The following is a 26,335-nucleotide window of genomic DNA, read 5'->3' as shown; positions in this document are numbered from 1 at the left end:
GCGCCTTTTCGCGCACGCGCATGGGCGACCAGGGCCCGCGATGGGCCGACTTCGCCGACCCGCTCGACGCGATCGGCGCGAGGTTTGCGCGCGCCAAAGGCCGTGATGACGGCAAGCCACTGTCCGGCGACGACCGCCGCAGTCTCGACGTGCTGGGGTTGAAGCCCGACGCCGATCGCGCCGCGCTCCGAAAGCGTTATTCGGAGCTGGTCCGCCGCTATCATCCCGACCGCAACGGCGGCGACCGCAGCCATGAGGCGGCACTCGGCAAGGTCATCGCCGCCTATCAGCACCTCCGCAAGGCACCGGCCTTCGCATGAGCGATCAGATGATGTCGAGCACCAGCCCGAGTTCGCGCGCTTCGGCCGCCTCGATATACCAATTGTCGGGCGCGCGTCGCTTCAGCTCGTCCAGCGTCACCTTGCTCCCGCGCACGAGGTCGGCGAACCCCTCTTCCTGAATGCGGATCGAATCCTCGATCTCGTTCAGCTTGGCCTTGAGAACCGGCGCCAGAGTATTGAGCGGTCCCGACAATTGAACGGTGGAATTCATGATCCGCTCGTGAATCATGATGCGGGAATTGCGGGTCAGAAACCGCTTGTCGACCGGAAACGCCGACATGAACGTCGCCCCCGCCGAATAGACCGCGACCTTGCCGAGGAACAGCGCTTCACGCCCGGTATATTCGCGCAGCAACCGGATGGAATCACCCATCGCCCGCGCCATCTCTGGATCCCCGCCCAGGGTCGTGATCGACACCACGATCGGCCCACCACCGGGCGCCGCGAGCAGCTGGTCCTTGAACGTCGCATACATCATCTCGTTCACGGTCCCGTGAAGCTGGATGTGCGGCGCCGCGAGCAGCGGATAATTGGGAGCGTTATGATCGGTCATGCCGCGCTCAAGCGCCGGTCGACCGCTGCGGTTCCGTCGCTCCACGGCGGAGCGACGGAAATCCTTACATCCGGATCAATACACCCGCTTCTTCGGCTTGATGTACTCGACGTCGTCGGTGAGCGTATAGTCATGCACCGGGCGATAATCGATCGCGGTCGCCCCGCCCTTGCCGCCCCAGCCGTCGAACGTCGTGATCGTGTGCTTCATCCAGTTCGCGTCGTCGCGCTCGGGGAAATCCTCGTGCATGTGCGCACCACGGCTTTCCTTGCGGTTCTCGGCGCTCTTCATCGTCACCACCGCCTGGCCGATCAGATTGTCGAGCTCCATCGTCTCGACCAGATCGGTGTTCCAGATCAGCGAACGGTCCGCGACGCCGACGTCTTCCATGCCCTTGTAGATGGTGTCGATCTTCGCGACGCCTTCGGACAGCAGCGCCGAGTCTCGGAACACCGCGCAATGCCGCTGCATCGTCCGTTGCATCTCGGCGCGCAGCTTCGCGGTCGGGGTGCCACCCGCGGCATGGCGGAAGTGGTCGAGCCGCCCCAGCGCCATCTCTTCCGAGCCCTTGGGCAGCGGATTGTGCGGCGTGTTGGGCTTCAGCGTCTCCTTCAGCCGCAGGCCGGTCGCGCGACCGAACACCACCAGATCGATGAGCGAGTTGGAGCCGAGTCGGTTCGCGCCATGGACCGACACGCACGCCGCCTCGCCGACCGCGAACAGGCCGGGGACGACCGCATCCGGGTCGCCGTCCTTCAGCCGCACGACCTCGCCGTGATAATTACACGGGATGCCGCCCATGTTGTAATGGACGGTCGGCGTCACCGGCAGCGGCTGGCGCGTCAGGTCGACGCCCGCGAAGATCTTGCCCGTCTCGGTGATACCCGGCAGGCGCTCGTGCAGCACCTTGGGATCGATATGGTCGAGGTGCAGGAAGATGTGGTCCTTGTCCTTGCCGACGCCACGCCCTTCGCGCATTTCCATCGCCATCGACCGCGCCACGACGTCGCGGCTCGCAAGGTCTTTCGCCGACGGTGCGTAGCGCTCCATGAAGCGCTCGCCCTCGGAGTTGGTGAGGTAACCGCCCTCGCCACGCGCACCCTCGGTGATCAGCACGCCCGCGCCGTAGATGCCGGTCGGATGGAACTGCACGAACTCCATGTCCTGCAAGGCGAGGCCCGCCCGCAGCGCCATGCCGTTGCCGTCGCCGGTGCAGGTGTGCGCCGACGTCGCCGACTGGTACACGCGCCCGCCGCCGCCCGTCGCCAGCACGACCGCATGCGCACGGAAGCGGTGGATCGAGCCATCCTCCATGCACAAGGCGATCACGCCACGGCACGCGCCGTTTTCCATGATCAGGTCGAGCGCAAAATACTCGACGTAGAAGTCGGCGTCATACTTCAGCGACTGCTGGTAGAGCGCGTGCAGCATCGCGTGGCCGGTACGGTCGGCGGCGGCGCAGGTGCGCTGCACCGGCGGGCCTTCGCCCATGTTCTGCATGTGCCCGCCGAACGGCCGCTGGTAGATCGTGCCATTGTCGTTGCGGCTGAACGGCACGCCGGCGTGCTCCAGCTCGTACACCGCCGCCGGCGCCTCGCGGACCATATATTCGATCGCGTCCTGGTCGCCGAGCCAGTCGGAGCCCTTCACGGTGTCGAACATGTGCCACGACCAATGGTCCGGCGAGTTGTTGCCCAGCGACGCGGCGATCCCGCCCTGCGCCGCCACGGTGTGCGAGCGCGTCGGAAACACCTTGGTGATGCACGCGGTCTTCAACCCGCTCTCGGCGATCCCCATGGTGGCGCGCAGCCCCGAACCACCCGCGCCGACGACGACGGCGTCATAGGTGTGGTCGATGATCTTGTAGGCGTCAGCGGACATCAGGCGGTGGCTCCGAAAGCGACCTTGAGGATCGAGAAGATGGCGACACCGGCGGTGCCGACCGTGAACAGGGTGGCCAGCACCGTTAGGACGAAGCGGCTTTCCTTGTGCGAGTAATCCTCGATCACGATCTGCAGGCCGAGGCGGAAGTGATAAAAGACCGAGACGATGAACAGCACCATCGGCACCGCCGCCCATGCCGAGGACAGCCACAGCTTGACCGTGGCATGGTCATAGGACGGCAGCATCGCGATCGACGCCAGCAGCCAGACGAGCAACAGGAAGTTGCTGCCGGCGGTCAGCTTGTGATGCCACCAATGCTGCGCGCCGTGCCCGGCGCTGCCCAGCCCGCGGACCCGACCGATCTCGGTTCCCATCACTTCACCCCCAGAATGAGCCAGAAGCCGATCGTCAGCAACGTCGAGGCGACGAAGGTCAGGATCGCGAGCAGGCGGTTGATCTTCAGCTCGAATGCCGCGCCGGTATCCAGCACCAGGTGGCGGATGCCGCTCATCATGTGCTGGAACATCGACCAGGTCAGCCCTACGCCGACGATCCAGCCCAGGATGTTGAGCGACCCCGTCGAGGTGGTGAACACGTCGAGGAACACCCCATATGCATCCGGACCGGCGGCGATCGCGGCCAGCCACCAGACCAGCAGCAGTGTGCCGACCGTCGCCATGCCGCTGCCGGTGACGCGGTGCAGGATCGACACGGTCATCGCCGGACTCCAGCGATAATGGAGTTGCAGCGGGCCGCTGAACAGATGCGGGCTGCGCGGGCGGGCGGGTTTGGAGGCCAAGCGCGGGATTCCTCGGAAAACGAATTTGGGCCGGTCTATGCGGCGATGCGGCGCGCGATGCAAGCGCGGCGGACCGGATCCACCGCCGGGCTGCCTAACCGCATGTTAACACATCGCCGATAGCACGCAGACCGATCAATGCCTGCCGGGAGCACCTTCTTTGCCTAACGATCTGCCGCCGATCGGATCGGTTGCCGCTTCGCTGGACCTGAATGCGCGCTTCGCCGTGTTCGATCTCGACGGTCAGCTGGCCGCCTCCTCCGTGGCCGCTTGGGGGGTGCTGCGCGAGCACGCCCGCGGAATCGCGGCGGAATACTGGACGCACTGGAAGCGCTGCTTCGGCAATGCCTCGATATTCGCCGCGCACGAGAACGAGCGGATGGTGGACCTTGGCATGGCCTTTCTGGAAAACCGCTTCCTTCGCACCCGCGAACGTAGCTGGATCGAGGCGATCGAGCGCGGGGTCGCCGCCGCTTATGCCGGTGACGTCTCGCCGATGGCGCTCCTGTCGATGATCAGCGCGAGCGACCGTGCGGCGCTCGACGTGCTCATGACGCAGGTGCCGCGCGACGATCCACGTCTGCCCACGCTGGTCGACACGCTGATGCGGCTGTCGGCGCTGGAGGGCGAGATCACCGTCGCGATCTATTCGGTCTACAGCGAGTATAGCGCGCAGGGCGCGCGCGACCGCCTGGCCGCGGAGTTCAAGGACGGCATCGCCGTGACCGTCGAGGAAACCACGCGCGAGGGGCATAACCTGCGCGCGCAGGCGTCGGGCGCCTCATCCTCCGCGCGCGGCATGCTGGGCAAGACCAGCGAGGTCGCTGCCGCTGCCGAACAGTCCGCCGTCGCGATGCGCGACGCCGCCTCCACGGCCGCCGGCCTGATCCGCGCGATCGAGGACGCCCGCGCCGAGGTGGAGGTCGCCGCCGACATCGCCACCCGCGCCGCCTCGCAGGCCGGCGACGCGGTCAGTGTCTCGACCGCGCTCAGCGATCACGCCAAGTCGATCGAATCGATCCTGGGGCTGATCCGCGACATCGCGGGCCAGACCAACCTGCTGGCGCTCAACGCCACGATCGAGGCGGCGCGCGCCGGTGACGCCGGACGTGGCTTCGCCGTCGTCGCGCAGGAAGTGAAGAGCCTCGCCAACCAGACCGCCCGCGCCACCGACGACATCGCCGCAAAGATCGCCGCCATCCAGGCCGCCACCCGCGTCACCGTCGATACCTCCGCCTCGATCCGCCACACCGTCGCCGAGGTACAGGAGTCGGCCACCCGCATCCGGCATGCGATGGAAGCGCAGGCGCAGACGGTGACCGCGATCACCGCCGCCGTCGACGAGACCGCCCTCGCCGCCGACTCCATGTCGCACACGATCGCCACGATCCGCACCGATACCGAAACGGTCGCGACCGAGATCGACCGGCTCGGCACCGGATTCGACTCGCTGGCGGGGCGTCTGGGGACGCTGGATGCGCGCGCGGGAGAGTTCGCGAGCCGCGTTGCCGCGTGATCGAGTTCGGATCGGGGGGAATATGAAGGATCTGCTGCACCACGATCATCGTCCGATGGCGGAGCGGATGCGCGACTTTGGCTGGGATGGACCAGGCCTGTCGATCTGCGCGGAGATTGCGGAGATCCTGAGCGTGGACAATGGCTTCGAGCGTGTCGCGACAGCCTTCTGGGACTATCTTCGCGCGCTTCCCAGCATTCCTGCCGAGGTGCGCGACCTGCCGCCCGAGCAGGTTCGCCGACGCATCCGCGACAGCACCGAATATTGCCGGATGCGCTTCGTCACGGGCCTAGACGACAAATGGCACGCGATGGTCGTCGGACAGGTCGATGCCGCGCAGGCGTCGAAGGTGCCGCTGACGCTGCTGCTCGCCGCGCTGTCGCACGGCTATTCGACGCTGATGAAGATCGTCGCCGCCGCCATCGGCGACGACGCGCCGCGACTGGCCCGCATCTACGACATGGTGATGCGGATCGCGATGCTGGAATCCGATCTGATGGCCATGCAGCTCGGTCGTATCGGCGCCGCGCGCGCGGCCGAACGCCGCGCCGGGCGCATCGCGGCCTTCCGCACCAGCATCACCGACGGGATCGAGAGCATCGCGGCGGGAGGCGTCCTGGTCCGCGATCGCGCACGTGGCGCGGCGGGATCGGCGCGCGAGATGCTCGACCGGACCGACGAGGTCGCCGTCGCCGCCGAACAGTCCGCGCTGGCGATGCGCGATGCCGCCTCGACCGCCGGCGGGCTGATCCACGCCATCGCGCGCGTGCAGGCCGATATGCAGGTATACACCTCGCGACTGGGCGCGACGACCGAACTGGCCGAAAGCGCGGTGACCGCCACCACGGCGCTCAGCGATCACGCCAAGTCGATCGAATCGATCCTGGGGCTGATCCGCGACATCGCGGGCCAGACCAACCTGCTGGCGCTCAACGCCACGATCGAGGCGGCGCGCGCCGGTGACGCCGGGCGCGGCTTCGCCGTCGTCGCGCAGGAAGTGAAGAGCCTCGCCAACCAGACCGCCCGCGCCACCGACGACATCGCCGCAAAGATCGCCGCCATCCAGGCCGCCACCCGCGTCACCGTCGATACCTCCGCCTCGATCCGCGCCGGCGTCGCGGAACTGCGTTCGTCCACCGCGAACCTCGACGATGCGATGATCGATCAGGCCCGCACCGTGACCGCGATCACCGCCGCCGTCGATGAGACCGCGCTGACCGCCGACGCGATGTCGAACACCATCGCCGCGATCCGCCACGCCACCGATGATGTCACCGGCGAGATCACATCGCTGGTCGACGAATTCGACGCGATCAGCGTGCGCTTCGATGCGTTGCGAATCGCCGCCGACAGCTTCGCCGCCGTGGCATAGTCGCGTCGGCGGCGCTACATCGCCGCGCATGACGAACATTCTTCTTACCGGCGCCAGTCGCGGCATCGGCGCGGCGATCGCCGCCTCGCTCTCCGCCCTTCCCGACGTGACGGTGGCCGGACAGGGCACCGCCAGCGGGATCGCCGCCGACTTCGCCGACCCAGCCGCCCCCGACACGCTCTGGGCGGAGGCGCTGGAGCGGCTCGACGGCCGCATCGACGTGCTCGTCAACAATGCGGGCGTGTTCGAAGCCAATCCGGTCGACAGCGACGATGCCGATTGGCTTGCCGGCTGGGAGCGGACGCTGCGCATCAACCTGACCGCCGCGGCGCAGCTGTCGCGCCACGCCGTCCGCCACTGGCAGGGCAATGGCGGCGGCCGGCTGGTCAACATCGCCAGCCGCGCCGCCTATCGCGGCGATTCGCCCGCGCACTGGCATTATGCCGCCGCGAAGGCCGGGATGGTCGCGATGACCAAGACGATCGCGCGCGGCTATGCGGCGCAGAACATCCTCGCCTTCGCGATCTGCCCCGGCTTCACGATGACCGGCATGGCCGACGATTATCTCGCCAGCCGGGGCGGCGACAGGTTGCTGGCCGACATTCCGCTCGGCCGCGTGGCGCAGCCGGAGGAGGTCGCCGCCGTCGCGCGCTTCTGCGCGCTGGAGGCGCCGGCCTCGATGACCGGCGCCGTCCTCGACATCAATGGAGCCAGCTATGTCCGCTGATATCGATTCCTGGCGCGTCACCCTGCCCTGCACCCGCGCCGAGGCGGAGGCGATCGACGCCGCCGACGATCTCGCGATCGACGCGGTGCTGATGACCACCGAGGAGGTGGAGGACGATCGCGAGCACTGGCGGCTGGATGCCTATTGCGAGCATGAACCCGATGCCGCGATGCTCGCCGCGCTCACCGCCCTGGTGCCCAGTTCCACCGGCACCGCGCCGACCGTCACCCCGCTGACCGCGCAGGACTGGGTGACGATGAGCCAGGCGGGACTGGAGCCGATCAGCGAGGGGCGGTTCGTCGTCCACACCAGCGCGCATCCCGTCGCCGCCCCGGCCGGCGGCCGCGCGTTCCTGATCGACGCCGGTCAGGCGTTCGGCACCGGCCATCATGCCACGACGTCGGGCTGCCTTAAGATGCTCGACGGGCTGGTCGACCGGCGTTTCGCCAACGTCATCGATCTCGGCACCGGCACCGGCCTGCTCGCCTTCGCGGCCGCGCACCTCTGGCCTGTCGCGATCGTGACGGCGACCGATATCGATCCGGCCGCGATCGTCGTCACGCGGGAGAATATGGCGGTCAACGGCGTCGAGGCGATCGACCTGATCGTCGCCGATGGCGCGCTGTCCGACGCGATCGCCGCCAAGGCGCCGTATGACCTGCTGATCGCCAACATCCTCGCCGGTCCGCTGATCTCGATGGCACCGGAAGTCGCGGCGATCGCCGCCCCGCGCGCCGCGATCGTGCTGGCCGGACTGCTGGAGACGCAGCGCGCCGACGTGGAGGCCGCGTTCACCGCCTGCGGCTGCACCGTCGAGGCGGTCGATCGGCGCGGCGACTGGTCGATCCTGCGGCTGACCGCCGGCGACGCGCGCTACGTGCCGACCCGGCCGATCGACCCCAAGGGTCGCGATGGCTGGGCCCTCGATCTCTAGCCGCTCGGTGCCGCGTCGCCTGCTCGCCGGCATCGCCCGCTTCGTCGCGGTCATGCTGGCGATCGGCGGCGCCTATGTGGTGGCCGGCTGGTCGCTCGCGCTGATCCCGCGCAACGCCGGCTGGCGACCTGCGGGGCAGGGCGTGACGATCTGGGTGGAGGACAATGGCGTCCACACCAGCCTGGTTCTGCCCAAGCAGGCGGCCGGTATCGACTGGCGCGCTGACTTTCCCGCGCGCGACCTGCGCGATCCGCGGTACGGCGACCATGCCTATGTCGCGGTCGGCTGGGGCGAGCGGCACTTCTACCTCGGCACGCCCACCTGGTCCGATGTCAGGGCCTCGACCGTGCTGCGCGCCGCTTTGGGCAGCGACGACACCCTGCTCCACGTCGAGCATGTCGCCCGCCCGACGACCGGCGATGACGCGCGGGAGGTCACGCTGAGCGTCACCGCCTATCGTCGTCTGGCGGCCGCGATCCGCGCCAGTCGTGGCACGGGCGGGGTCATCGCGGGCTATGATCGCTATGACGTTTTCTATCCGGCAATCGGCCGCTACGACGCGCTGCACACCTGCAACGACTGGACCAGCGACACGCTCGCCCGCGTCGGCGTCCGCGTCGGCTGGTGGACGCCGTTCGCGGGCGGCGTGATGCGCTGGTTCCCGCGATAGGCGTCAGCCGTTTGCCGCACCGGTCTGGTTCGCCATCTCGCCGCGCGTGGCCACAAGCGTCGGTGCCGGCCCCGTCGCCGGCCGCAAGCCCTCGCGCTCGGACGCGGGCACCGGCGCGGTCGGATCGGGCCGGAAGGCGTCGGGCGCACGCGTCGTGCCGGGGGTACCGGCGTCCGCCGCCAAGTCGGCGGCGGCATGTTCGGCATCGCCCTTCGGGAAGAACCGGTCGAGCCACCCGAGGCTGAGGGCCGCGCCCAGTCCCGCGGCGACCGCGCCGACCGCCGTGGCCGCCGCAATGGCCGTATTGCGCCGAACGTGATCCGAGGCCGGCTTGCGCGTCTGCTGCTGCTTTCTCTGTGTCATGCCCGCCTCAACGGTTCGATCGCGAAGCACGTTCCCGCCCGCTCGCCCACCACCCGGGTCCATACCTTCGCCAGTGCCGCCGGCTGGCGAGGTGCCGGCACCCGCCGCAGGCCCAGCAACTCGACCGCGCGCGACGCCACCAGCGGCGCGGGCGACGCCCCGGTTCCGTCCTGCGTCGATCGCTGCTAGGCCCCGGGAAACGCTTACGGAGGGCCATGATGTCGACCCGCGAAGACCTGATCCTCCAGACGCTGGAACCCGCGACGCACGATCTCGGCGGTTTCAAGGTCTATCGCACGTTGCCGCATCGGGAGCGGACGATGGTCGGTCCGTTCTTGTTCTTCGATCAGATGGGGCCGGCGCACCTGCCCGCCGGTGACGGCGTCGACGTCCGCCCGCATCCGCATATCGGCCTGTCGACCGTCACCTATCTGTTCGAAGGCGCGTTCCAGCACCGCGATTCGCTCGGCACCGACGTGCGGATCACGCCGGGCGCGGTGAACCTGATGACGGCCGGAGCGGGCATCGTCCACTCGGAGCGGTCGCCCGCCGACGTCCGCGCCGACGGCCCGCGTCTCGACGGCATCCAGACCTGGCTGGCGCTGCCCGACGGTCAAGAGGATCGCGCCGCCGCCTTCGAACATGTCGCGGTCGGCGACATGCCGATCGTCGAGACGCGCGGCGCCACGGCGCGGATCATCATGGGCAAGCTGTGGGGCGCGTCCTCGCCCGTCACCGCCTATGCCGAGACGATCTATGCCGATATCCAGCTCGCGCCCGGCGGATCGGCGCCGATCGACGACAGCACCGACGAGCGCGCGATCTACCTCGCCAGCGGCGACGCGACGCTCGACGGCCTGACGCTGGAGCCGCAGCGCCTGTACGTGCTGCGTCCCGGCACTGCGGCGACGTTGCATTCCCAGCGCGGCGCGCGCGCGATGCTGGCCGGCGGCGCGGCCTTCGCGACCCCGCGCCACGTGTGGTGGAACTTCGTCCACTCGTCGCGCGACGCGATCCGCGAGGCGAAGCGCGCGTGGAAGGCGGGCGAGTTCGGCGCGGTCCCCGGCGACGCGGAGGAGCGGATCCCGCTCCCCGAGGTGCCGAAGACCGTCAGCTATCCGTGAGCTTCGCGCCGTCCAGCGTCGCCTCCCGCCGCGTCTGCTCCCGCGCGTCGGCGGCCTTCTCGGCCTTGGTCCGGCCGAAGGCGACGCGGTTGGCGGCGGCCTGCGCCTCGTGATCGGTGCGCGCCTTGGCCTTGCGCGCGCGCTTCAGCGAGACGACGTCGCCCATCTCAGTCGATCCGTACCTGCTTGCCGATCGCATCCAGCAAACCGTTGACGAACCCCGCCTCGCGCTTCTGATAGAAAGCGTGCGCGACATCGACATAGGAGCTGATCGCCGCGCCCACCGGCACGTCGGCACGCGCCAGCAGTTCATAGGTGCCGGCGCGCAGGATCGCCTTCATCGGCTTGTCCAGCCGCTCCAGCGACCAGCCGGCGGTCAGCCGCGCCTCGACCAGCGCGTCGATCTCCGCGCGGCGGGCCGACACGCCCTTCACCACATCGTCGAAGAACGCGACGTCGGCGTCGGCATATTCGACTTCCTCGATCGTCGCGCCCAGCCGATGCTGGTGGAATTCGTGGAGCAGCGCCGGAATCGCGGTGCCCTCCATCTCATGCTGATAGAGCGCCTGGACGGCGGCGAGGCGCGCGGCGGCGCGGGCCTTGGTACGAGCAGCGGTGCGGGACATAAGCCGCGCGCCATAATCGCTTGTCGCGCGTTCGTCACCCCCTGGCGCGCGACTGACCTCGATCAGCCACTTTTCTCGCAACGCTCCGCCCGCCCGTCTCGTTCGGGTCGGGTGGTTTCACCGAGGAGACGGAACATGGGCCTGTTCACCAAGGATATCGAAACGCTGGACGACCTGTTCCTGCACCAGTTGCAGGACATCTATTATGCGGAAAATCAGATCACCAAGGCGCTGCCGAAGATGATCGACAAGGCGACCGCGCCGGAGCTGAGGAAAGGCTTCGAGACGCACCTGCGCGAAACCGAGGGGCAGATCGCGCGGCTGGAACAGGTGTTCGAGGCACTGGACCAGAAGCCGAAGGCCGTCACCTGCCCCGCGATCGACGGCATCATCAAGGAAGCCAATGAAGTCGCGGGCGAGGTCGCGGACAAGGCGGTGCTCGACGCCGCGCTGATCGCCTCGGCGCAGGCGGTCGAACATTATGAGATCACCCGCTACGGCACGCTGATCGCCTGGGCGAAGCAGCTTGGCCACACCGAGGTCGTCTCGCTGTTGCAGGCCACGCTCGATGAGGAAAAGGCCACCGACGACAAGCTGACGACGCTGGCCGAGAAGAAGGCCAACAGGAAGGCCGAACTGGCAAGCGCCTGAACGGGCTGGGGCGGCCGACCCGCGCCGCCCCATTTCACCGTCGCCCCTGCGCAGGCAGGGCCTATCGCTGTATATTCGGTCGGCCCGACTGACACTCCAGCCTGTCAAATTGTGTCAGACCCAATTCCAGACGAGTGCCTCCTGCCTGCGCAGGGCGACGCGTCCCCCCCCTACCGGTTCGTCCGTATCCTCAGCGACACCGACTGCGCGTGTGCCGGCAACCCCTCGGCCTTCGCCAGCGCGATCGTCGCCGGCCCAAGTTCGTTCAGCGCGGTTTCGTCGAGTTGCAGGAAACTGGTCCGCTTCATGAAATCGGTCACGCCCAGCCCGCTGGCGAAGCGCGCGCGCCGCCCGGTCGGCAGGACGTGGTTCGGCCCCGCGACATAATCGCCGATCGCCTCGGGCGTGTGCCGCCCCAGGAACGCCGAGCCGGCATGGCGCAGCCGGTCGAACAGCGCCTGCGGATCGTCGCACGCCAGCTCGACATGCTCGGGCGCCAGCCGGTCGACCAGCGGGATCGCATCGACCAACGACGGCACGATCACGATCGCACCATTGTCCTCCCACGCCACGCGCGCCACCGGCTGCGTCGGCAGCGCCTGCAACTGCCGCTCGACGGCCTCGGCAACCCGGTCGCCGAACGCGGAATCGTCCGTGAACAGGATCGACTGCGTGGTCGTGTCATGCTCGGCCTGGCTCAACAGGTCGGCGGCGATCCATTCGGGATCGTTCGCGCCGTCGGCGACGACGACGATCTCGCTCGGCCCCGCCACCATGTCGATCCCGACGACGCCGTACACCTGCCGCTTCGCCTCCGCGACCCAGGCGTTGCCCGGCCCGGTCACGACATCGACGCGCGCGATCCGCTCGGTGCCGTAGGCCAGCGCCGCGATCGCCTGCGCGCCCCCGACGCGCCATACCTCGTCCGCGCCGACCAGATGCGCGGCGGCCAGCACCAGCGGATTGACCTCGCCATTCGGCGTCGGCGTCACCACCACCAGCCGCTCGACCCCCGCCACCCGCGCCGGGATCGCGTTCATCAGCAACGTCGAGGGGTAGGCGGCGCGCCCGCCGGGCACATAGACCCCCGCCGCATCCACCGCGCGCCACCGCGCGCCCAGCCGGACGCCCGCCGCGTCGGTGAAGCTCGTATCCTCGGGCCGCTGCTTCTCATGATAGACGCGGATGCGCGACGCCGCGAGTTCCAGCGCGGCGCGCAATTCCGGCTCCAGCCCCTCGAACGCCGCCGCGCACGCCGCCGCGTCGATCCGCCAGCCGCTGTCGTTCAGGTCGTGACGGTCCAGCTTCTGCGTGAAGGCGTGCAGCGCCGCATCGCCGTCGTCGCGCACCGCGCGCACGATCGTCGCCACGTCGCGCGCGACATCGCTCGCCGCCTCGCGCCGCGCATCGACCAACGTGTCGAAACGGCTCGCGAAATCGCCGTCACGCGTGTCGAGCCGGATCATGCCGCCACCGCCGCGCGAAACGCCTCGACCAGCGGGAAGACATGCGCGCGCGTCTTCATCGCCGCGCGATTGACGATCAGCCGCGCCGACACGTCCATCAACCGCTCCACCTCGACCAGCCCGTTTTCCTTCAGCGTCCGCCCCGACGACACCAGATCGACGATCCGGCTGGCGAGGCCCAGCGTCGGTGCCAGTTCCATCGCGCCGTTCAGCTTGATGCACTCCGCCTGCACGCCGCGCCGCGCGAAATGCTGCGCGGTGACGTGCGGATATTTGGTCGCGACGCGCACGTGGCTCCACCCGCGCGGATCGTCGCCCGCCGCCATGTCGACCGGCTCGGCGACCGACAGGCGGCAATGGCCGATGTTCAGATCGACTGGCGCGTACAGTTCGGCATAGTCGAATTCCGCCAGCACGTCGGACCCGACGATCCCCAGCTGCGCCGCGCCATGCGCGACGAAGGTCGCGACGTCGAAGGCACGGACGCGGATCAGCTCGATCCCCTCGCGGTCGGTGCGGAAGCGCAGCGCGCGGCTCTTCTCGTCGCCGAAGGCGGGTTCGGGCACGACACCGGCACGCGCCAGCAGCGGCAGCGCTTCTTCCAGGATGCGCCCCTTGGGAACGGCGATGACGATCGGTTCGGACATGCGGCGGCTTTACGGAGGCACCGCGAGCGGCGCAATGAGGCTGCATGGCCGACGAGTCCACCAACCGCGCCGCTTTCGAGGTGCAGGCGGAATATTGCGATGCGATGGCATCGCCGCTGACCGCGCGTCTGTGCCGCGCGCTGGGTCGGGTGCTGAGCCGCGAGACGGCGGTCGGCGCGCGGCTGCTCGACTGGCCGGGCGAGCCGGTCGCGGATGCGACGGTCCTGCGCATCGTCGGCGGGCTGCACGCCTTGGCGCGGCGCGGGGCGGCCGATCCGTTCACGGCGTCCGATACGGAACTGGCCGCGATCCTGTCGGCGCATGACGACGCGTTGCTGCCGTGGCTCGATGGCCCGCCGCAGACCAACGAGGCACAGCGCTCGGCGGGGCTGATGACCGGGCTGCTCCACGTCGCCACGGCCTTCGGCCCGGACGTCGAGGTGCTGGAGATCGGGTCGAGTGCCGGGCTGAACCTGCTGATCGGCCGGATGCGCTTCGATCTGGGCGGAGTGCGGGTGGGCGCGGACGACTCGCCCCTGATGATTGCACCCGAATGGCGCGGCCCCCCGCCTCCGCCCGCTGACGTCTCGGTGGAGCGCGCAGGCGGCGTCGACATCGCCCCGGTCGACGTTAACGATCCCGCGCAGGCAGAGCGGCTGGCGGGCTATGTCTGGATCGACGCCGCCGAGCGACAGGAACGGCTGGCGACCGCGATCGACATGGTCCGCACCCACGGCGTCGATCTGGTTCAGGGCGACGCCGCCGACTGGGTCGAGGCACGGCTGGCCGAGCCGCAGGAGGCCGGACGCACGCGCGTGCTGATGCATTCGGTGGTGTGGCAATACCTCCCCGCCGCGTCGCGTGACCGCATCCGCGCGGCGATGGCCACGGCCGGAGCACGCGCCACCTCCGACCGCCCGCTGGCGTGGGTGATGATGGAGCCGAACCGCGACCTCCACCGGCATGAGGTGCGGGTGCGATGCTGGCCGTCGGACGCAGCGATGCGGCTGGTGGCGCTGACCCACGCCCATGGAGCGTGGGTGGAGGGATTGCCCGAACCCTACGAGATCCGCGACTATGTGATGCGTCGTGGCGCATATGAGTAAGTACGCGGCCGCACCCACCGCGTCATTCCCGCGAAGGCGGGAATCCAGACACGCAGGTTCATCGGCACAATCGATACGGCTTCGCTTCGGGATCCCCGCCTTCGCGACGGCTCTGCGAAAACCCACCCGTCATGCCGGAGGTGTTCCGGCATCCACGGTGCCGGATGCGCTCAAGCCGTCGCGTTCGCGACCCCGTGGCCCCCGGGACACGTCCGGGGTGACGCCATATCCGGGGCGAGGTCTCGCCTGCGCTGGGATGACGATAGTGGCTGCGCCATGACCGAAACCGACTTCCTCACCCATCTCCGCTCGCTCCCGCTCCACCCGGGCGCGCACGGCCTGACCGACGACACCGCCACCCTCGGCGGCCTTGTCGTGACCACCGACACGCTGGTCGAAGACGTCCACTTCCTCGCCACCGACCCGCCCGGCGACGTGGCGTGGAAGCTGGTCGCGACCAACCTGTCGGACCTCGCCGCCAAGGGTGCGCTGGTCGAGGGCATTCTCCTCAACTACCCGCTCGGCGACACCGGCTACGACCGCGCCTTCCTCGCCGGACTCGCCGACGTTCTCGCCGTTCATGACTGCCCGCTGATCGGCGGCGACACCGTGACGCTCCCGCCGGGCGCGCCGCGTGTCCTGACCGTCACCGCCTTCGGTCGCGACGCCGCCGCCCCGCCGCGATCCGGCGCGAAGGCTGGCGACGCGCTCTACGTCACCGGCACGATCGGCGATGCGGGCGCCGGGCTCGTCATCGCGCTCGCCGGCCATGGCGACGCCCGGCTGCTCGCCCGCTACCGCCGCCCCACTCCGCGCCTCGCCGAAGGCCGCGCGCTCGCCCCGCTCGTCCATGCGATGATGGACGTGTCGGACGGCCTGCTGATCGACGCCGCGCGGATGGCCGCCGCCAGCGATCTAGCCGTCGCGATCGACCTCGACGCCGTCCCGCTCGCCCCCGGCGTCATCGATCCGCTGAAGGCCGCCACGGCGGGCGACGATTACGAATTGCTCTTCGCCGCCGCCCCCGACCTTGCGCTCCCGGTTCCCGCCGCTCGCCTCGGCACGTTTTCTCCTGGGCGCGGCCTGACGCTGACGCAGGATAAACGATTGATTCCACTTCCCGATCATCTCGGATATCAGCACGGCTTGCGCTGACCCGCACACCTGTTAGCCTCCATTCCCCGCGCGACGTACCGGCGACAGACCGGACGCGCCAACAGGAGGGATGTGAGGCATGACGATCGTCTACCTTGCCATCGTCTGCGGCGTGATCGCCGTACTCTATGGCTTCGTCACCAGTCGGCAGGTGCTGTCCGCGTCGCCGGGCAATGAACGGATGCAGGATATCGCCAGCGCCATTCAGGAGGGCGCGCGCGCCTATCTCGGGCGGCAATATACCACGATCGCGATCGTCGGCGCGGTCGTCACGATCGTGCTGGCGGTGACGCTCGGCCTGCTGTCGACGATCGGCTTCGTCATCGGCGCGCTGCTGTCGGGGCTGGCGGGGTTCGTCGGCATGAACATTTCGGTGCGCGCCAACGTCCGGACCGCCGAGGCGGCGCGCGGATCGTTGCAGGGCGGGTTGACGATGGCGTTCCGCTCCGGCGCGGTGACGGGGATGCTGGTCGCGGGGCTCGGGCTGCTCGCGATCGCGCTGTTCTTCTGGTATCTGACCGGCCCGGCGGGCCTTCTTCCCAACGATCGCAAGATCGTCGAGGCGTTGACCGCGCTCGCGTTCGGCGCGTCGCTGATCTCGATCTTCGCGCGGCTGGGCGGCGGCATCTTCACCAAGGCGGCGGACGTCGGCGCCGATCTGGTCGGCAAGGTCGAGGCGGGCATCCCCGAGGACGATCCCCGCAACCCGGCGGTGATCGCCGACAACGTCGGCGATAACGTCGGCGACTGCGCGGGCATGGCCGCCGATCTCTTCGAAACCTATGTCGTGACGCTGGGCGTGACGATGGTGTCGATCGCGCTGCTGATCCGCGCCGACGCGGGCGAGCTGATGCGGTTGATGAGCCTGCCGCTCGCCATCGGCGGCGTGTGCATCATCACCTCGATCATCGGGACGTACATGGTCCGGCTTGGGCGCGGCGGCTCGATCATGGGCGCGCTGTACAAGGGGTTCTGGACCTCCGCGCTGCTGTCGGTACCCGCGATCTGGGTAGTGACGCAATGGACGCTGGGCGACATGCACAAGCTGCTCGGCGGCGCGGCATTCCTAGACGCCGATCGCGACGCGGCGTTCGACGCGATCACCACCGGTGCGACCGACACGGCCACCCCGGCGGCGATGGCCTTTACCGGCACCGACCTGTTCTGGTGCATGATGATCGGGCTGGCCGTCACCGGGCTGATCGTGTGGATCACCGAATATTACACCGGCACCAACTATCGCCCGGTCAAGTCGATCGCCCGCGCCAGCGAGACCGGCCACGGGACCAACGTGATCCAGGGCCTCGCAATCAGCCTGGAGGCGACCGCGCTGCCCACGATCGTGATCGTGATCGCGGTGATCGCCGCCTACAAGCTGGCCGGGATCATCGGCATCGCGTTCGGCGCGACCGCGATGCTGGCGCTGGCGGGGATGGTCGTCGCGTTGGATGCCTATGGTCCGGTCACCGACAACGCCGGGGGCATCGCGGAGATGGCCGGGCTGGAGGATGAGGTCCGCGAGCGCACCGACGCGCTCGATGCGGTCGGCAACACCACCAAGGCGGTGACGAAAGGCTATGCGATCGGCTCGGCCGGGCTGGCGGCGCTGGTGCTGTTCGGCGCGTACACCACCGATCTGGCGACCTATTTCCCCGACCTCACCGTCGATTTCTCGCTGAGCAACCCATACGTCATCGTCGGGCTGCTGCTCGGCGCCTTGCTGCCGTATCTGTTCGGCGCCTTCGGAATGACCGCCGTGGGGCGCGCGGCGGGCGCGGTGGTCGAGGAGGTGCGCGGGCAGTTCCGCGACAATCCCGGCATCATGCAGGGCACCAGCCGCCCCAATTACGGCCGTACCGTCGATCTCGTCACCCGCGCCGCGATCCGCGAGATGATCGTGCCGTCGCTGCTGCCGGTGCTGTCGCCGATCGCGCTCTACTACATCGTCACGGCCGTCGACGGTCAGGCGAGCGGTTTTGCGGCGCTGGGCGCGATGCTGCTGGGCGTGATCGTCTCCGGCCTGTTCGTCGCGCTGTCGATGACCAGCGGCGGCGGCGCATGGGACAATGCCAAGAAATACATCGAGGACGGCAACCACGGCGGCAAGGGTTCGGAGGCGCACAAGGCCGCCGTCACCGGCGATACGGTCGGCGATCCCTACAAGGACACCGCCGGTCCCGCGGTGAACCCGATGATCAAGATCACCAACATCGTCGCGCTGCTGCTGTTGGCGGCGCTGGCGGGGCACGGCTGACCGCCGCCCCGCCCGTCGTCGCCCCGGCTTGCGCCGGGGCGACGACGGCGACAAATGCAAGCCTCAACGGCTCCATTCCGACGCGATCTGGCGGCGAAGCATCCGGCGTGACGCCAGACGGACGCGACACCCTCGCCATCACCCGCTCCACTCGCGCGCATGTCCACCGCGAACCGCCCCGCCAATCACCTCTATTATGGCGACAACCTCGACGTGCTTCGCCGCGAGATCGGTGACGGCACGGTCGACCTGATCTATCTCGACCCGCCGTTCAACTCGAACGCCAATTACAACATCCTCTTCCGCTCCCCGACCGGCGACCGCGCCGATGCGCAGATCGAGGCTTTCGAGGACACTTGGCACTGGAACGATCGGGCCGAGGACGCCTTCGACCAGGTCGCGCGCAGCGGCCATACCAAGGCGTTCGACCTGCTGAACGCGATGCGCGGTTTCCTGGGCGACAACGACATGATGGCCTATCTGGCGATGATGGCGGTGCGGCTGGTGGAACTCCACCGCGTCCTGAAGCCGACCGGCAGCCTGTACCTGCACTGCGATCCGACCGCGAGCCATTACCTGAAGCTGCTGCTGGACGGGGTGTTCGGGGCCAACACATACCAAGCCGAGATAATCTGGCGACGAACCAACTCGCGCAGCACCGCTGGTAAGTGGCCGAGATTACATGATGTGATCCTGCATTATGCCGAAACAACCGGCGCGACGTTCCATCAGCAAGTAACCCCAGGTGACGTCACAAAGGTGCCGCATACGCTCATCACCGGGCCAGACGGCCGCAAGTACAATACATTTGAACTGACCGGGGCCGGAATTACGCAGAGTGGGGAGAGTGGAACGCCGTGGCGAGGCTTCGATCCCGGTAAAATGGGAAGACATTGGGGATACAGTCTGTCCCAGCTCGAAGAATGGGCCGCCGGCAATCTGATACACTTTCCCGCCAACGGCGGCTTTCCCCGACGAAGAGCCGAGGATCCCTTCGATCCGCTGAATCGCCGCGTAACTGTCGGTGATGTGTGGAGCGACATTGATCGGCTGAATCAGACGGCGAAGGAACGCCTCGGCTACCCCACCCAGAAACCGCTCGCGCTGCTCGAACGGATCATCGCCGCCTCATCGAACGAAGGCGATGTCGTGCTCGACCCGTTCTGCGGCTGCGGCACCGCCGTCCACGCCGCGCAGAAGCTGCACCGGCAGTGGATCGGCATCGACGTCACCCATCTCGCCATTTCATTGATCGAAAAGCGGATGCAGGCCGCCTTCCCCGGCGTCGCCTTCACCGTCGAGGGCACGCCCAAGGATCTCGCCTCGGCCGAGGATCTCGCCCGGCGCGACAAATACCAGTTCCAATGGTGGGCGGTGTCGATGGTCGACGCCATGCCCTACGGCGGGCGAAAGAAGGGCGCCGATGGCGGGATCGACGGCATCCTGTATTTCAAGCCCGATGGCCGCCGCACCGAACGCGCGCTGGTGTCGGTGAAGGGCGGCGATCACGTCGGCGTGCCGATGATCCGCGACCTGCATTCCGCGATGGTGCGCGAGAAGGCGACCGCCGCCGTCTTCGTCACCAAGGCGCTGCCGACCAAGCCGATGGAAAAGGAAGCCGCCGCTGCGGGCCGCTTCACCGCGCCCGCCACGGGCAAGAGCTATCCGCGTCTCCAGATCATCACGCTGGCCGAGTTGTTCGCCGGTCGCCGCCCCGACCTGCCGTACATCGACCCCTCGGCGGCATTCCGCCGCGCACCGCGTGAGAACGGCGCGCGGCAGGGGTCGCTGCTATAAGCCTATTTGCCGTCGGTCGCGCCGTCGATCGCGGAGCCGGCCTTGTCCGCGGTGCTTTCGACGCTCTTCGCCGCCGAGGTGATGGCGTTGTTCTTGGCGGTTTCGCTGTCGTTGCGCACGACCAGAAAATAGGCCGCGACCGCCAGCACGATCAGCACCGCCAGTCCGATCAGCACCCCGCCGCCGCCACCGCCGCGCCGTTCGATGATCGTGGTATGCGGGGTCTGCGTCACGCGATCGTCACTCATGGCTCTCTCCCTTCGTCGTGGTGGAGCCATGAATGCGACAGCGTCAGCAATGTTCCGTTACCGTAAGGGCTTAGAACGGCAGCTTGAACCCCGGCGGCAGCGGCAGGCCGCTGGTCATCTTCGACATCTCGGTCGACGACGCCGCATCCGCCTTGGCGCGGGCATCGTTGATGGCGGCGGCGATCAGGTCTTCCAGCATCTGCTTCTCGGAAGGGACGATCAGCGAATCGTCCAGCGCGACGCTGATGATCCGCCCCTTGGCCGACGCCTTGATCTTCACCAGCCCGCCGCCCGCGACGCCCTCGACCTCGATCGTGTCCAGGCTGTCCTGTGCCTTCTGCAATTCGTTCTGGACGTTCTGGGCCATCGCCAGAATGTCGTTGAGGTCCTTCATATCGTGCTCCGTTCAGGTGATGCTTCGTTGAGCGGGTTTCGGGTCGATCAGTTCCGCGCCCGGAAAGGCGTCGAAGGCGGCGGCGACCACCGGATGCGCGCGCGCCGCGTCATGCCGCGCCTGCACCACGTCCTGTTCGGCCTCGTACATCGTCGGCGCCCCCGGGGCGTCGGCCATCGCGATCTTCCACGGCGTGCCCGTCGCTTCGCGCAGCACCGCCGCCAGCTCGGTCAGCGTGTCGGTGGACAGCGGCCGCGTCCCGCTCAGCACGATCTCCGGCGCGTCGAATCGTACCACGCTCGCCCCGCGCCGCATCCGGACCAGCAGGTCCAGCTTGCCGCGCTCGTCCAGCAACGCCAGCACGCCCGCGAAATCGCGCGGCAGCCGGTTCTCCGGCTCCGGCGGCGCGGCGGCAGGCGCCGCCAGCGCGGGGGCGGCCGCCGCGACCGGCACCTCGCCCCCCGCGATCCGCCGCGCCAGTTCGCCCGGATCGGGCAGGGTAGAGGCATGGATCGCGCGCAGGATCGCCATTTCGGCGGTCTCGATCGGCAACGCGGCGCGCGCCACCTCCTCGTGCCCCTTCAGGAACAATTGCCACAGCCGGTGCAGCGCCGGGAACGACAGCTTGCCCGCCCAGTCGCGATAGGCCGCGCGCTCCTCGACCGGCTGCGACGGATCGTCGGGCGCGCCGACCTTCACCTGCGTCACGCCGTGCACCGCCTCCAGCAGCGCGCGCATCACGCCCAGCGGGTCGACTCCCAGATCATATTGCCGCCGCAAGGCCGTCAGCGCCCCCGGCGCATCGGCCGCCAGCACCAGCGCCAGCAGGTCGCGCACGGCATTGCGATCCGACAGGCCCAGCATCTCGCGCACCGCGTCGGCGCGCACGCCGCCGCCTTCCAGATCGGCATGGGCGATCGCCTGATCGAGGATCGACAAGCCGTCGCGCGCCGACCCCTCCGCCGCGCGCGCGATCAGCGCCAGCGCCTCCGCGTCCGCCTCGGCGCCCTCCGCCGCGACGACCCGCGCGAAGTGCTCGGTCAGCAGTTGCGCCGGGATGCGCCGCAGATCGAACCGCTGGCACCGCGACAGCACCGTCACCGGCACCTTGTTCACCTCGGTCGTGGCGAACAGGAATTTCACATGCGCCGGCGGTTCCTCCAGCGTCTTCAAAAGCCCGTTGAACGCCGCCTTCGACAGCATGTGGACTTCATCGATGATATAGATCTTGTAGCGTGCCGACACGGCGGCATAGCGCGATGCCTCGATGATCTCGCGCACGTCGTCGATGCCGGTATGGCTGGCGGCGTCCATCTCGATCACGTCGATATGACGCCCTTCCGCGATCGCGCGGCACGGCTCGCACACCCCGCATGGCGCGATCGTCGGCCCGCCCTGCCCGTCCGGAGCGATACAGTTCAGCGCCTTGGCGATCAGCCGCGCCGTGGAGGTCTTCCCCACGCCGCGCACGCCCGTCAGCAGGAAGGCGTGCGCGATCCGGTCGCGCTTGATCGCATTGCCCAGCGTCTGGACCATCGCGTCCTGCCCGATCAGCGCCTCGAAGGTCTGCGGGCGATATTTGCGCGCCAGCACGCGATAAGGCTGCGCGCTGGCCGCCGGTTGCGGCGGCGCACCGAGGTCGAGGGAGTCGGACATCGCGGGCGGATATAGGCGGCGGGGCACGGCTTGTCGAAGGCTTGTGACGCGCCGTCTGACGGCGAACCGTCGCCCCTGCGAAGGCAGGGGCCCATGTCTGCACCGTGTCGCGAGCGGGTGGCCACGAACGACGACAACAATGTGTCGGATAAAGAAAGCCCGCCGCGGCAACGCCGCGTCGTCGGTCGGGGCCCTGCCCCGCCGGCCGCGCTTGCGCGTCTGGCGACCAGCATGGTCGCCTGCGCGCGGCGCGGTGGGAGCCGGAACGACCCGCGGCGAAATCGTTGTGGCTGCTTCCGTCAGGACCTGACCAGGTTGGCGACGACCACGTCCGCCCGACTCCCACGCGCCCTATGGCGGAGTCGGGCGGACGGATCAAGCCGTCAGCTTAGCGACGGACGCGGAAGCACTGCCGCTGCGGTCCGTAATAGCCGTCCACCCACTGGCAGACGGTGCGCGCGCGCGGTCGACCGCGATAGCCGTTCCACGCATAGCGATTGTCCCGCCAACCGCGATCCCCGCGCCAGCCCCGGTCGCCCCGCCAGCCGCGATCGTCGCGCCAGCCGCGTCGGTCGTCCCAGCCCCGGCGGTCGTCCCAGCCGCGCCGGTCGTCCCAATGGTGGCGCGGCCCGGGGCCGTGCCCCGGATGCGCCATCGCCGCGCTCGGCACCAGCGTCGTCGCCGCCATCAGGCCCGCGAAGCTCAAGGTCATCAGTTTCATACGCTCTACTCCCGAAATCCCCTGCCCTGTGCGCAAGGTGCTCCGGCGGCGCTGCACCGACCCTGAACCCTATGGTAAGCTGACAGAAAGCTTGTCGAGCGCGGGGGTCAGCACGATCTGGCACGCCAGCCGGCTGGTGCGCCGCGCATCGGCGACCAGATCGAGCATGTCCTCCTCTTCCTCGCGCGCGGGCGTCAGGCGGTCGAACCAGTCGGCGGCAACGATCACATGGCAGGTCGCGCACGCCAGATCGCCGTTGCACGTCCCCTCCAGCGCAAGGCCGTTGCGCCGGGCGACGTCCAGCAACCGCTCCCCCGCCGTCGCCGCCCATTCGCGTCCGTCGATCATCACCCTCATGCCGGCACCCGCTGCGCGTCCGCTGCCGCCACCAGCCGGTCGAGCGCCGCCACCAGTTCCTTCTCGGTCGTATAGCGCCCGAACCCGATACGGATCGTCGAGCGCGCCTCCGCATCGCTCAACCCGATCGCGCGCAGCACATGGCTGGTCCGCCCCGATCCGCTCGCGCACGCCGATCCCGCCGAAAAGGCGACGTCGCGCACGTCGCTCATCAACCGCGCGACATCCAGCCCGTCGCGCCGCACGCTCAGATTGCCCGGCCAGCGACCGTCCGCATCGCCGTTCAGCGTCCACCCCGACAGCCGGTCGCGCGCGAGGGCGAACAGCCGCGCGACCCCCGCCGCATCGGCGTCGAACCGCGCGCGCGCCAGCGCCGCCGCCGCGCCGAATCCCGCGCACAGCGCCGGGCTGAGCGTTCCCGAGCGCCCGCCTTCCTGATCGCCACCGTGCAGCAGCGGCGCCAGCCTCACCCCGTCGCGGATCCACAAGGCGCCGATCCCCTTGGGTCCGTGGATCTTGTGCGCGGAGATCGCGACCAGATCGCATCCGTCCGGGACCGCCACCCGCCCATAGCCCTGCACCGCATCGCAGAGCAGCAGCGCACCGAGCGGCCTCACCCCCGCCGCGATCGCGGCGACCGGCTGGATCGTCCCGATCTCGTTATTGACCAGCATCACCGCGACCAGGCGCGCGCCGCTCTCGCGCACCGCCTCCGCCACCGCCCCCGGGTCGACGCGCCCGGCACGATCGACCGGCAGCACGACGCTCGCCCTCCCGCTCGCCGCCACCGTATCCAGCACGGCGGCATGTTCGGTCGCCTGCGTGACGATCGCGCCGCCCCCGCTCCTGTCGATCCCCTTGATCGCCCAGTTCAGCGCCTCGGTCGCGCCGCTGGTGAACACCACCCGGCCTCCCGGCGGCATCAGCGCGGCGACCTGCGCGCGCGCCACCTCCACCGCCGCCCTGGCCGCGCGCCCGGCGCGGTGTGGCGAATGCGGATTGGCGTGCTGGTCGCGCAACCACGGCAGCATCGCATCGAACGCCTCCGGCGCGAGCGGCGTCGTCGCCTGATAATCGAGATACGTCACGCCGCGAACCGTCCGGTCGCCCGCATCACTCCCCGCCACGCCGCGATGAAGCGCTCGACGTCATCGTCGCAGGTCGTCCGCCCGAAGCTGACCCGCACCACCTCGCGCGACGCCTCCTCGCTCCACCCCATCGCGCGCAGCACATGGCTGGGCTTCAGGCTCCCGCTCGCGCACGCGCTCCCCGCCGACACCGCGATGCCGGCCAGATCGAACCGGATCAATTGCGCCGCCGACGCGACGCCCGGCATCCGATACGCCCCGATCGCCGGATGCCGCTCTGCTGCATCGGCAACCACCTCGCCCCCCGACCGCCGGATCGCGTCGTCCAGCCGCGCGCGCCGTGCCGAGTGATCCGGCTCCGCCTCGCCCAGCGCCGCCGCATAGCCCAGCACACCGGGCAAGTTCTCGGTCCCCGGCCGATAGCCGCGCTCCTGCCCCCCGCTCGGATGCAGCAGCGCCACATCGCGCACCAGCAGCGCCCCCGTCCCCGGCGGCCCGCCGCGCTTGTGCGCCGACACCGCCACGAAATCGGCATGCTCCGCCAGCACATCGCCCGCCGGCATCTGCGCCGCATCGGCCAGCAACTGCCCGCCGCCCGCGTGCACCGCCTCGGCGATGGCGGCGATCGGCTGGATCACCCCCGTCTCGCTGTTGCACCATTGCACCGCCACCAGTGCCCCGGCCACATCGCCCAGCGCGCCCGGATCGACCCGCCCCAGTGCATCGACCGGCAGCACCCCGGCCTGTCCCGCCGCGCGCAGCACCGCGTCATGCTCGACCGCCGACACGATCCGCCGCGCCGCCACCGACCGCCCCAGCGCGATCGCCAGCGACTCGCTCGCCCCGCTGGTCAGCAACACCTCATGCCGCCAGCCGTATGCCGCCGCGATCCGCCCGCGCGCCGCCTCCAGCGCCGCGCGCGCCGCGCGTCCGGCGGCGTGCGGCGAGGACGGATTGGCCCATATCGCCATCCCCTCGCGCACCGCCGCGACGGCGGCGGGGGTCATCGGAGTCGTGGCGGCGTGGTCGAGGTACAGCGGCTCGGTCAAGACACATTCCATTATCGGCGGCGCGCTCTATATACGCCGTTTCCGCTCGGCCCCAACGCCCGACGCCCCAAACTCAAGGTCGCCATGCCCGAAGTCATCTTTCCCGGACCCGAAGGCCGTATCGAGGGCCGCTTCGCCCCCGCCCCCCGTCCGCGCGCGCCCGTCGCGATGATCCTCCACCCGCATCCCAATGCGGGCGGCACGATGAACAACAAGATCGTGCAGGAACTCTACAAGACGTTCCAGCGGCGTGGTTTCGCCACGCTGCGCTTCAACTTCCGTGGTGTGGGCAAGAGCCAGGGCACGTTCGACAACGGCATCGGCGAACTGTCCGACGCCGCCGCCGCGCTCGACTGGGTGCAGAGCTTCCACCCGGAGGCGCAGACGACCTGGATCGCCGGCTTCTCGTTCGGCGCGTGGATCGGGATGCAGCTCCTGATGCGCCGCCCGGAGATCCGAGGCTTCATCTCGATCGCGCCGCCCGCCAACCTCTACGACTTCTCGTTCCTGGCCCCGTGTCCGTCGTCGGGCATCATCATCCAGGGCGCCGAGGACGAGGTCGCCACCCCGCTCGCTTCGCAGAAGCTGGTCGACAAGCTGCGCACGCAAAAGCACATCACGATCCACCACGACGTGATCCCGCGCGCCAACCACTTCTTCGAGCACGAAATGCCCGACCTGATGAAGTCGGTCGACAATTACCTCGACATGCGGCTGGATCCGAACTCGCCGATCAAGTGAGTCGCGCGGAAGCGCAGGCGGCCGTCTGCGCCCGCCTTCCGCGGCTCACCGGCGGGCGGCGCAAAGCGCCGACCGACGACGCGGGCTTTGCCCGCG

The 26,335-nt window shown here is 69.1% G+C and carries 29 protein-coding genes and 1 other RNA gene; 13 read left to right on the top strand and 17 right to left on the bottom strand.

Going from position 1 to position 26,335, the window contains the following annotated elements; genetic code table 11:
* A partial coding sequence (locus tag NS334_RS13210; protein WP_153002742.1) for a J domain-containing protein occupies positions 1-320 on the top strand: 320 nt, incomplete at its 5' end.
* Between the two features lie 4 nt (positions 321-324).
* On the opposite strand, the gene NS334_RS13205 is transcribed toward NS334_RS13210, so the two are convergent.
* The 4 genes from NS334_RS13205 to sdhC form a co-directional block, all read right to left on the bottom strand.
* Positions 325-894, bottom strand: a complete 570-nt coding sequence (locus NS334_RS13205) for a ClpP family protease (RefSeq protein ID WP_058756426.1) — start codon at positions 892-894, stop codon at positions 325-327.
* A gap of 75 nt (positions 895-969) precedes the next feature.
* Positions 970-2,775 (bottom strand): succinate dehydrogenase flavoprotein subunit, encoded by a 1,806-nt coding sequence (sdhA, locus tag NS334_RS13200; RefSeq protein WP_058756425.1) that lies wholly within the window; start codon positions 2,773-2,775, stop codon positions 970-972.
* Positions 2,775-3,152: a succinate dehydrogenase, hydrophobic membrane anchor protein gene (gene sdhD, locus NS334_RS13195; RefSeq protein ID WP_058756424.1), complete on the bottom strand. Its 378-nt coding sequence runs from the start codon at positions 3,150-3,152 to the stop codon at positions 2,775-2,777. Before sdhD ends, sdhA begins: the two co-directional genes overlap by 1 nt.
* Positions 3,152-3,577 (bottom strand): succinate dehydrogenase, cytochrome b556 subunit, encoded by a 426-nt coding sequence (sdhC, locus tag NS334_RS13190; RefSeq protein WP_058756423.1) that lies wholly within the window; start codon positions 3,575-3,577, stop codon positions 3,152-3,154. The genes sdhD and sdhC overlap by 1 nt, the downstream gene beginning before the upstream one ends.
* A gap of 160 nt (positions 3,578-3,737) precedes the next feature.
* Between sdhC and NS334_RS19295 the strand changes: the two genes are divergently transcribed.
* The 5 genes from NS334_RS19295 to NS334_RS13165 are packed head-to-tail and all read left to right on the top strand — an operon-like array spanning position 3,738 to position 8,796.
* Positions 3,738-5,093: a methyl-accepting chemotaxis protein gene (locus tag NS334_RS19295; protein WP_275044689.1), complete on the top strand. Its 1,356-nt coding sequence runs from the start codon at positions 3,738-3,740 to the stop codon at positions 5,091-5,093.
* A 22-nt stretch (positions 5,094-5,115) separates the two neighbouring features.
* A complete protein-coding gene (locus NS334_RS13180) occupies positions 5,116-6,465 on the top strand; it encodes a methyl-accepting chemotaxis protein (protein WP_058756422.1) in 1,350 nt (449 codons plus the stop codon).
* Between the two features lie 28 nt (positions 6,466-6,493).
* Positions 6,494-7,192 carry an SDR family NAD(P)-dependent oxidoreductase gene (locus NS334_RS13175; RefSeq protein WP_058756421.1) on the top strand — a complete coding sequence of 233 codons (699 nt, stop codon included), beginning with the start codon at positions 6,494-6,496 and terminating at the stop codon, positions 7,190-7,192.
* Positions 7,182-8,126: a 50S ribosomal protein L11 methyltransferase gene (locus NS334_RS13170; protein WP_058756420.1), complete on the top strand. Its 945-nt coding sequence runs from the start codon at positions 7,182-7,184 to the stop codon at positions 8,124-8,126. The genes NS334_RS13175 and NS334_RS13170 overlap by 11 nt, the downstream gene beginning before the upstream one ends.
* Positions 8,104-8,796, top strand: coding sequence for a TIGR02117 family protein (locus NS334_RS13165; protein WP_241491946.1), 693 nt, complete (start codon positions 8,104-8,106; stop codon positions 8,794-8,796). The genes NS334_RS13170 and NS334_RS13165 overlap by 23 nt, the downstream gene beginning before the upstream one ends.
* A gap of 3 nt (positions 8,797-8,799) precedes the next feature.
* Here the strand turns inward: NS334_RS13165 and NS334_RS13160 are convergent, their stop codons facing one another.
* Positions 8,800-9,159: a hypothetical protein gene (locus tag NS334_RS13160; RefSeq protein ID WP_058756418.1), complete on the bottom strand. Its 360-nt coding sequence runs from the start codon at positions 9,157-9,159 to the stop codon at positions 8,800-8,802.
* Between the two features lie 218 nt (positions 9,160-9,377).
* Here NS334_RS13160 and NS334_RS13155 point away from each other — a divergent pair, with 218 nt between their 5' ends.
* Positions 9,378-10,283: a pirin family protein gene (locus NS334_RS13155; RefSeq protein WP_058756427.1), complete on the top strand. Its 906-nt coding sequence runs from the start codon at positions 9,378-9,380 to the stop codon at positions 10,281-10,283.
* On the opposite strand, the gene NS334_RS13150 is transcribed toward NS334_RS13155, so the two are convergent.
* The gene (locus NS334_RS13150; RefSeq protein ID WP_058756417.1) at positions 10,270-10,449 is read right to left on the bottom strand and encodes a DUF4169 family protein; all 180 of its coding nucleotides are present in this window, start codon (positions 10,447-10,449) and stop codon (positions 10,270-10,272) included. The genes NS334_RS13155 and NS334_RS13150 overlap by 14 nt on opposite strands.
* A gap of 1 nt (position 10,450) precedes the next feature.
* On the bottom strand, positions 10,451-10,909 hold the full coding sequence (gene nusB / locus NS334_RS13145; RefSeq protein ID WP_058756416.1) for a transcription antitermination factor NusB: 459 nt from the start codon (positions 10,907-10,909) through the stop codon (positions 10,451-10,453).
* Between the two features lie 135 nt (positions 10,910-11,044).
* On the opposite strand from nusB, the gene NS334_RS13140 reads away from it, so the two are divergent.
* A complete protein-coding gene (locus NS334_RS13140) occupies positions 11,045-11,560 on the top strand; it encodes a ferritin-like domain-containing protein (protein ID WP_058756415.1) in 516 nt (171 codons plus the stop codon).
* Positions 11,561-11,730: 170 nt separating this feature from the next.
* On the opposite strand, the gene hisD is transcribed toward NS334_RS13140, so the two are convergent.
* Both hisD and hisG read right to left on the bottom strand, forming a co-directional pair.
* Positions 11,731-13,026: a histidinol dehydrogenase gene (hisD, locus tag NS334_RS13135; protein ID WP_058756414.1), complete on the bottom strand. Its 1,296-nt coding sequence runs from the start codon at positions 13,024-13,026 to the stop codon at positions 11,731-11,733.
* The gene (gene hisG, locus NS334_RS13130; RefSeq protein ID WP_058756413.1) at positions 13,023-13,673 is read right to left on the bottom strand and encodes an ATP phosphoribosyltransferase; all 651 of its coding nucleotides are present in this window, start codon (positions 13,671-13,673) and stop codon (positions 13,023-13,025) included. The genes hisD and hisG overlap by 4 nt, the downstream gene beginning before the upstream one ends.
* A 44-nt stretch (positions 13,674-13,717) precedes the next feature.
* On the opposite strand from hisG, the gene NS334_RS13125 reads away from it, so the two are divergent.
* From NS334_RS13125 to NS334_RS13110, 4 genes are all read left to right on the top strand, one after another.
* Positions 13,718-14,779 carry a DUF2332 domain-containing protein gene (locus NS334_RS13125; protein ID WP_058756412.1) on the top strand — a complete coding sequence of 354 codons (1,062 nt, stop codon included), beginning with the start codon at positions 13,718-13,720 and terminating at the stop codon, positions 14,777-14,779.
* 276 nt (positions 14,780-15,055) lie between these two features.
* Positions 15,056-15,934: a thiamine-phosphate kinase gene (gene thiL / locus NS334_RS13120; protein WP_058756411.1), complete on the top strand. Its 879-nt coding sequence runs from the start codon at positions 15,056-15,058 to the stop codon at positions 15,932-15,934.
* A gap of 79 nt (positions 15,935-16,013) precedes the next feature.
* A complete protein-coding gene (locus NS334_RS13115; RefSeq protein ID WP_058756410.1) occupies positions 16,014-18,188 on the top strand; it encodes a sodium-translocating pyrophosphatase in 2,175 nt (724 codons plus the stop codon).
* Positions 18,189-18,347: 159 nt separating this feature from the next.
* Positions 18,348-19,985 carry a DNA methyltransferase gene (locus tag NS334_RS13110; RefSeq protein ID WP_058756409.1) on the top strand — a complete coding sequence of 546 codons (1,638 nt, stop codon included), beginning with the start codon at positions 18,348-18,350 and terminating at the stop codon, positions 19,983-19,985.
* Between the two features lie 2 nt (positions 19,986-19,987).
* On the opposite strand, the gene NS334_RS13105 is transcribed toward NS334_RS13110, so the two are convergent.
* The 8 genes from NS334_RS13105 to NS334_RS13075 form a co-directional block, all read right to left on the bottom strand.
* Positions 19,988-20,233 carry a hypothetical protein gene (locus tag NS334_RS13105; protein WP_058756408.1) on the bottom strand — a complete coding sequence of 82 codons (246 nt, stop codon included), beginning with the start codon at positions 20,231-20,233 and terminating at the stop codon, positions 19,988-19,990.
* A 70-nt stretch (positions 20,234-20,303) separates the two neighbouring features.
* The gene (locus tag NS334_RS13100; protein WP_058756407.1) at positions 20,304-20,627 is read right to left on the bottom strand and encodes a YbaB/EbfC family nucleoid-associated protein; all 324 of its coding nucleotides are present in this window, start codon (positions 20,625-20,627) and stop codon (positions 20,304-20,306) included.
* 12 nt (positions 20,628-20,639) lie between these two features.
* Positions 20,640-22,283, bottom strand: a complete 1,644-nt coding sequence (locus NS334_RS13095; protein WP_058756406.1) for a DNA polymerase III subunit gamma/tau — start codon at positions 22,281-22,283, stop codon at positions 20,640-20,642.
* 249 nt (positions 22,284-22,532) lie between these two features.
* Positions 22,533-22,630: signal recognition particle sRNA small type (ffs, locus tag NS334_RS17760), an RNA gene on the bottom strand.
* A gap of 41 nt (positions 22,631-22,671) precedes the next feature.
* Positions 22,672-23,004: a hypothetical protein gene (locus NS334_RS13090; protein ID WP_058756405.1), complete on the bottom strand. Its 333-nt coding sequence runs from the start codon at positions 23,002-23,004 to the stop codon at positions 22,672-22,674.
* A gap of 69 nt (positions 23,005-23,073) precedes the next feature.
* Positions 23,074-23,361, bottom strand: a complete 288-nt coding sequence (locus NS334_RS13085) for a 2Fe-2S iron-sulfur cluster-binding protein (RefSeq protein WP_058756404.1) — start codon at positions 23,359-23,361, stop codon at positions 23,074-23,076.
* Complete coding sequence (locus NS334_RS13080; protein ID WP_058756403.1) at positions 23,358-24,449, bottom strand: cysteine desulfurase family protein; 1,092 nt, start codon at positions 24,447-24,449, stop codon at positions 23,358-23,360. The genes NS334_RS13085 and NS334_RS13080 overlap by 4 nt, the downstream gene beginning before the upstream one ends.
* The gene (locus tag NS334_RS13075) at positions 24,446-25,510 is read right to left on the bottom strand and encodes a cysteine desulfurase family protein (protein ID WP_058756402.1); all 1,065 of its coding nucleotides are present in this window, start codon (positions 25,508-25,510) and stop codon (positions 24,446-24,448) included. Before NS334_RS13075 ends, NS334_RS13080 begins: the two co-directional genes overlap by 4 nt.
* Positions 25,511-25,582: 72 nt before the next feature.
* On the opposite strand from NS334_RS13075, the gene NS334_RS13070 reads away from it, so the two are divergent.
* Complete coding sequence (locus tag NS334_RS13070; protein WP_058756401.1) at positions 25,583-26,239, top strand: alpha/beta hydrolase; 657 nt, start codon at positions 25,583-25,585, stop codon at positions 26,237-26,239.
* Positions 26,240-26,335 lie beyond the last annotated feature (96 nt).

The sequence above is a fragment of the Sphingomonas endophytica genome (assembly GCF_001476895.1).
Taxonomy (GTDB): Bacteria; Pseudomonadota; Alphaproteobacteria; order Sphingomonadales; family Sphingomonadaceae; genus Sphingomonas; species Sphingomonas endophytica_A.
Note: the sequence above shows the minus strand (reverse complement) of the source record. Positions and strands in the feature narration are given on the sequence as shown.

Bases quoted from the DNA above. Each gene is read 5' to 3' on its own strand.
- thiL (WP_058756411.1), top strand. From the start codon at position 15,056: ATGACCGAAACCGACTTCCTCACCCATCTCCGCTCGCTCCCGCTCCAC.
- NS334_RS13085 (WP_058756404.1), bottom strand. From the start codon at position 23,361: ATGAGGGTGATGATCGACGGACGCGAATGGGCGGCGACGGCGGGGGAG.
- NS334_RS13110 (WP_058756409.1), top strand. From the start codon at position 18,348: ATGTCCACCGCGAACCGCCCCGCCAATCACCTCTATTATGGCGACAAC.
- nusB (WP_058756416.1), bottom strand. From the start codon at position 10,909: ATGTCCCGCACCGCTGCTCGTACCAAGGCCCGCGCCGCCGCGCGCCTC.
- NS334_RS13170 (WP_058756420.1), top strand. From the start codon at position 7,182: ATGTCCGCTGATATCGATTCCTGGCGCGTCACCCTGCCCTGCACCCGC.
- sdhA (WP_058756425.1), bottom strand. From the start codon at position 2,775: ATGTCCGCTGACGCCTACAAGATCATCGACCACACCTATGACGCCGTC.
- NS334_RS13150 (WP_058756417.1), bottom strand. From the start codon at position 10,449: ATGGGCGACGTCGTCTCGCTGAAGCGCGCGCGCAAGGCCAAGGCGCGC.
- NS334_RS13155 (WP_058756427.1), top strand. From the start codon at position 9,378: ATGTCGACCCGCGAAGACCTGATCCTCCAGACGCTGGAACCCGCGACG.
- NS334_RS13100 (WP_058756407.1), bottom strand. From the start codon at position 20,627: ATGAAGGACCTCAACGACATTCTGGCGATGGCCCAGAACGTCCAGAAC.
- NS334_RS13140 (WP_058756415.1), top strand. From the start codon at position 11,045: ATGGGCCTGTTCACCAAGGATATCGAAACGCTGGACGACCTGTTCCTG.
- NS334_RS13075 (WP_058756402.1), bottom strand. From the start codon at position 25,510: ATGGAATGTGTCTTGACCGAGCCGCTGTACCTCGACCACGCCGCCACG.
- NS334_RS13105 (WP_058756408.1), bottom strand. From the start codon at position 20,233: ATGAGTGACGATCGCGTGACGCAGACCCCGCATACCACGATCATCGAA.
- NS334_RS13090 (WP_058756405.1), bottom strand. From the start codon at position 23,004: ATGAAACTGATGACCTTGAGCTTCGCGGGCCTGATGGCGGCGACGACG.
- NS334_RS13070 (WP_058756401.1), top strand. From the start codon at position 25,583: ATGCCCGAAGTCATCTTTCCCGGACCCGAAGGCCGTATCGAGGGCCGC.
- sdhD (WP_058756424.1), bottom strand. From the start codon at position 3,152: ATGGGAACCGAGATCGGTCGGGTCCGCGGGCTGGGCAGCGCCGGGCAC.
- NS334_RS13205 (WP_058756426.1), bottom strand. From the start codon at position 894: ATGACCGATCATAACGCTCCCAATTATCCGCTGCTCGCGGCGCCGCAC.
- NS334_RS13095 (WP_058756406.1), bottom strand. From the start codon at position 22,283: ATGTCCGACTCCCTCGACCTCGGTGCGCCGCCGCAACCGGCGGCCAGC.
- hisD (WP_058756414.1), bottom strand. From the start codon at position 13,026: ATGATCCGGCTCGACACGCGTGACGGCGATTTCGCGAGCCGTTTCGAC.
- NS334_RS13160 (WP_058756418.1), bottom strand. From the start codon at position 9,159: ATGACACAGAGAAAGCAGCAGCAGACGCGCAAGCCGGCCTCGGATCAC.
- NS334_RS13125 (WP_058756412.1), top strand. From the start codon at position 13,718: ATGGCCGACGAGTCCACCAACCGCGCCGCTTTCGAGGTGCAGGCGGAA.
- NS334_RS13175 (WP_058756421.1), top strand. From the start codon at position 6,494: ATGACGAACATTCTTCTTACCGGCGCCAGTCGCGGCATCGGCGCGGCG.
- hisG (WP_058756413.1), bottom strand. From the start codon at position 13,673: ATGTCCGAACCGATCGTCATCGCCGTTCCCAAGGGGCGCATCCTGGAA.
- NS334_RS13165 (WP_241491946.1), top strand. From the start codon at position 8,104: ATGGCTGGGCCCTCGATCTCTAGCCGCTCGGTGCCGCGTCGCCTGCTC.
- NS334_RS13115 (WP_058756410.1), top strand. From the start codon at position 16,014: ATGACGATCGTCTACCTTGCCATCGTCTGCGGCGTGATCGCCGTACTC.
- NS334_RS13180 (WP_058756422.1), top strand. From the start codon at position 5,116: ATGAAGGATCTGCTGCACCACGATCATCGTCCGATGGCGGAGCGGATG.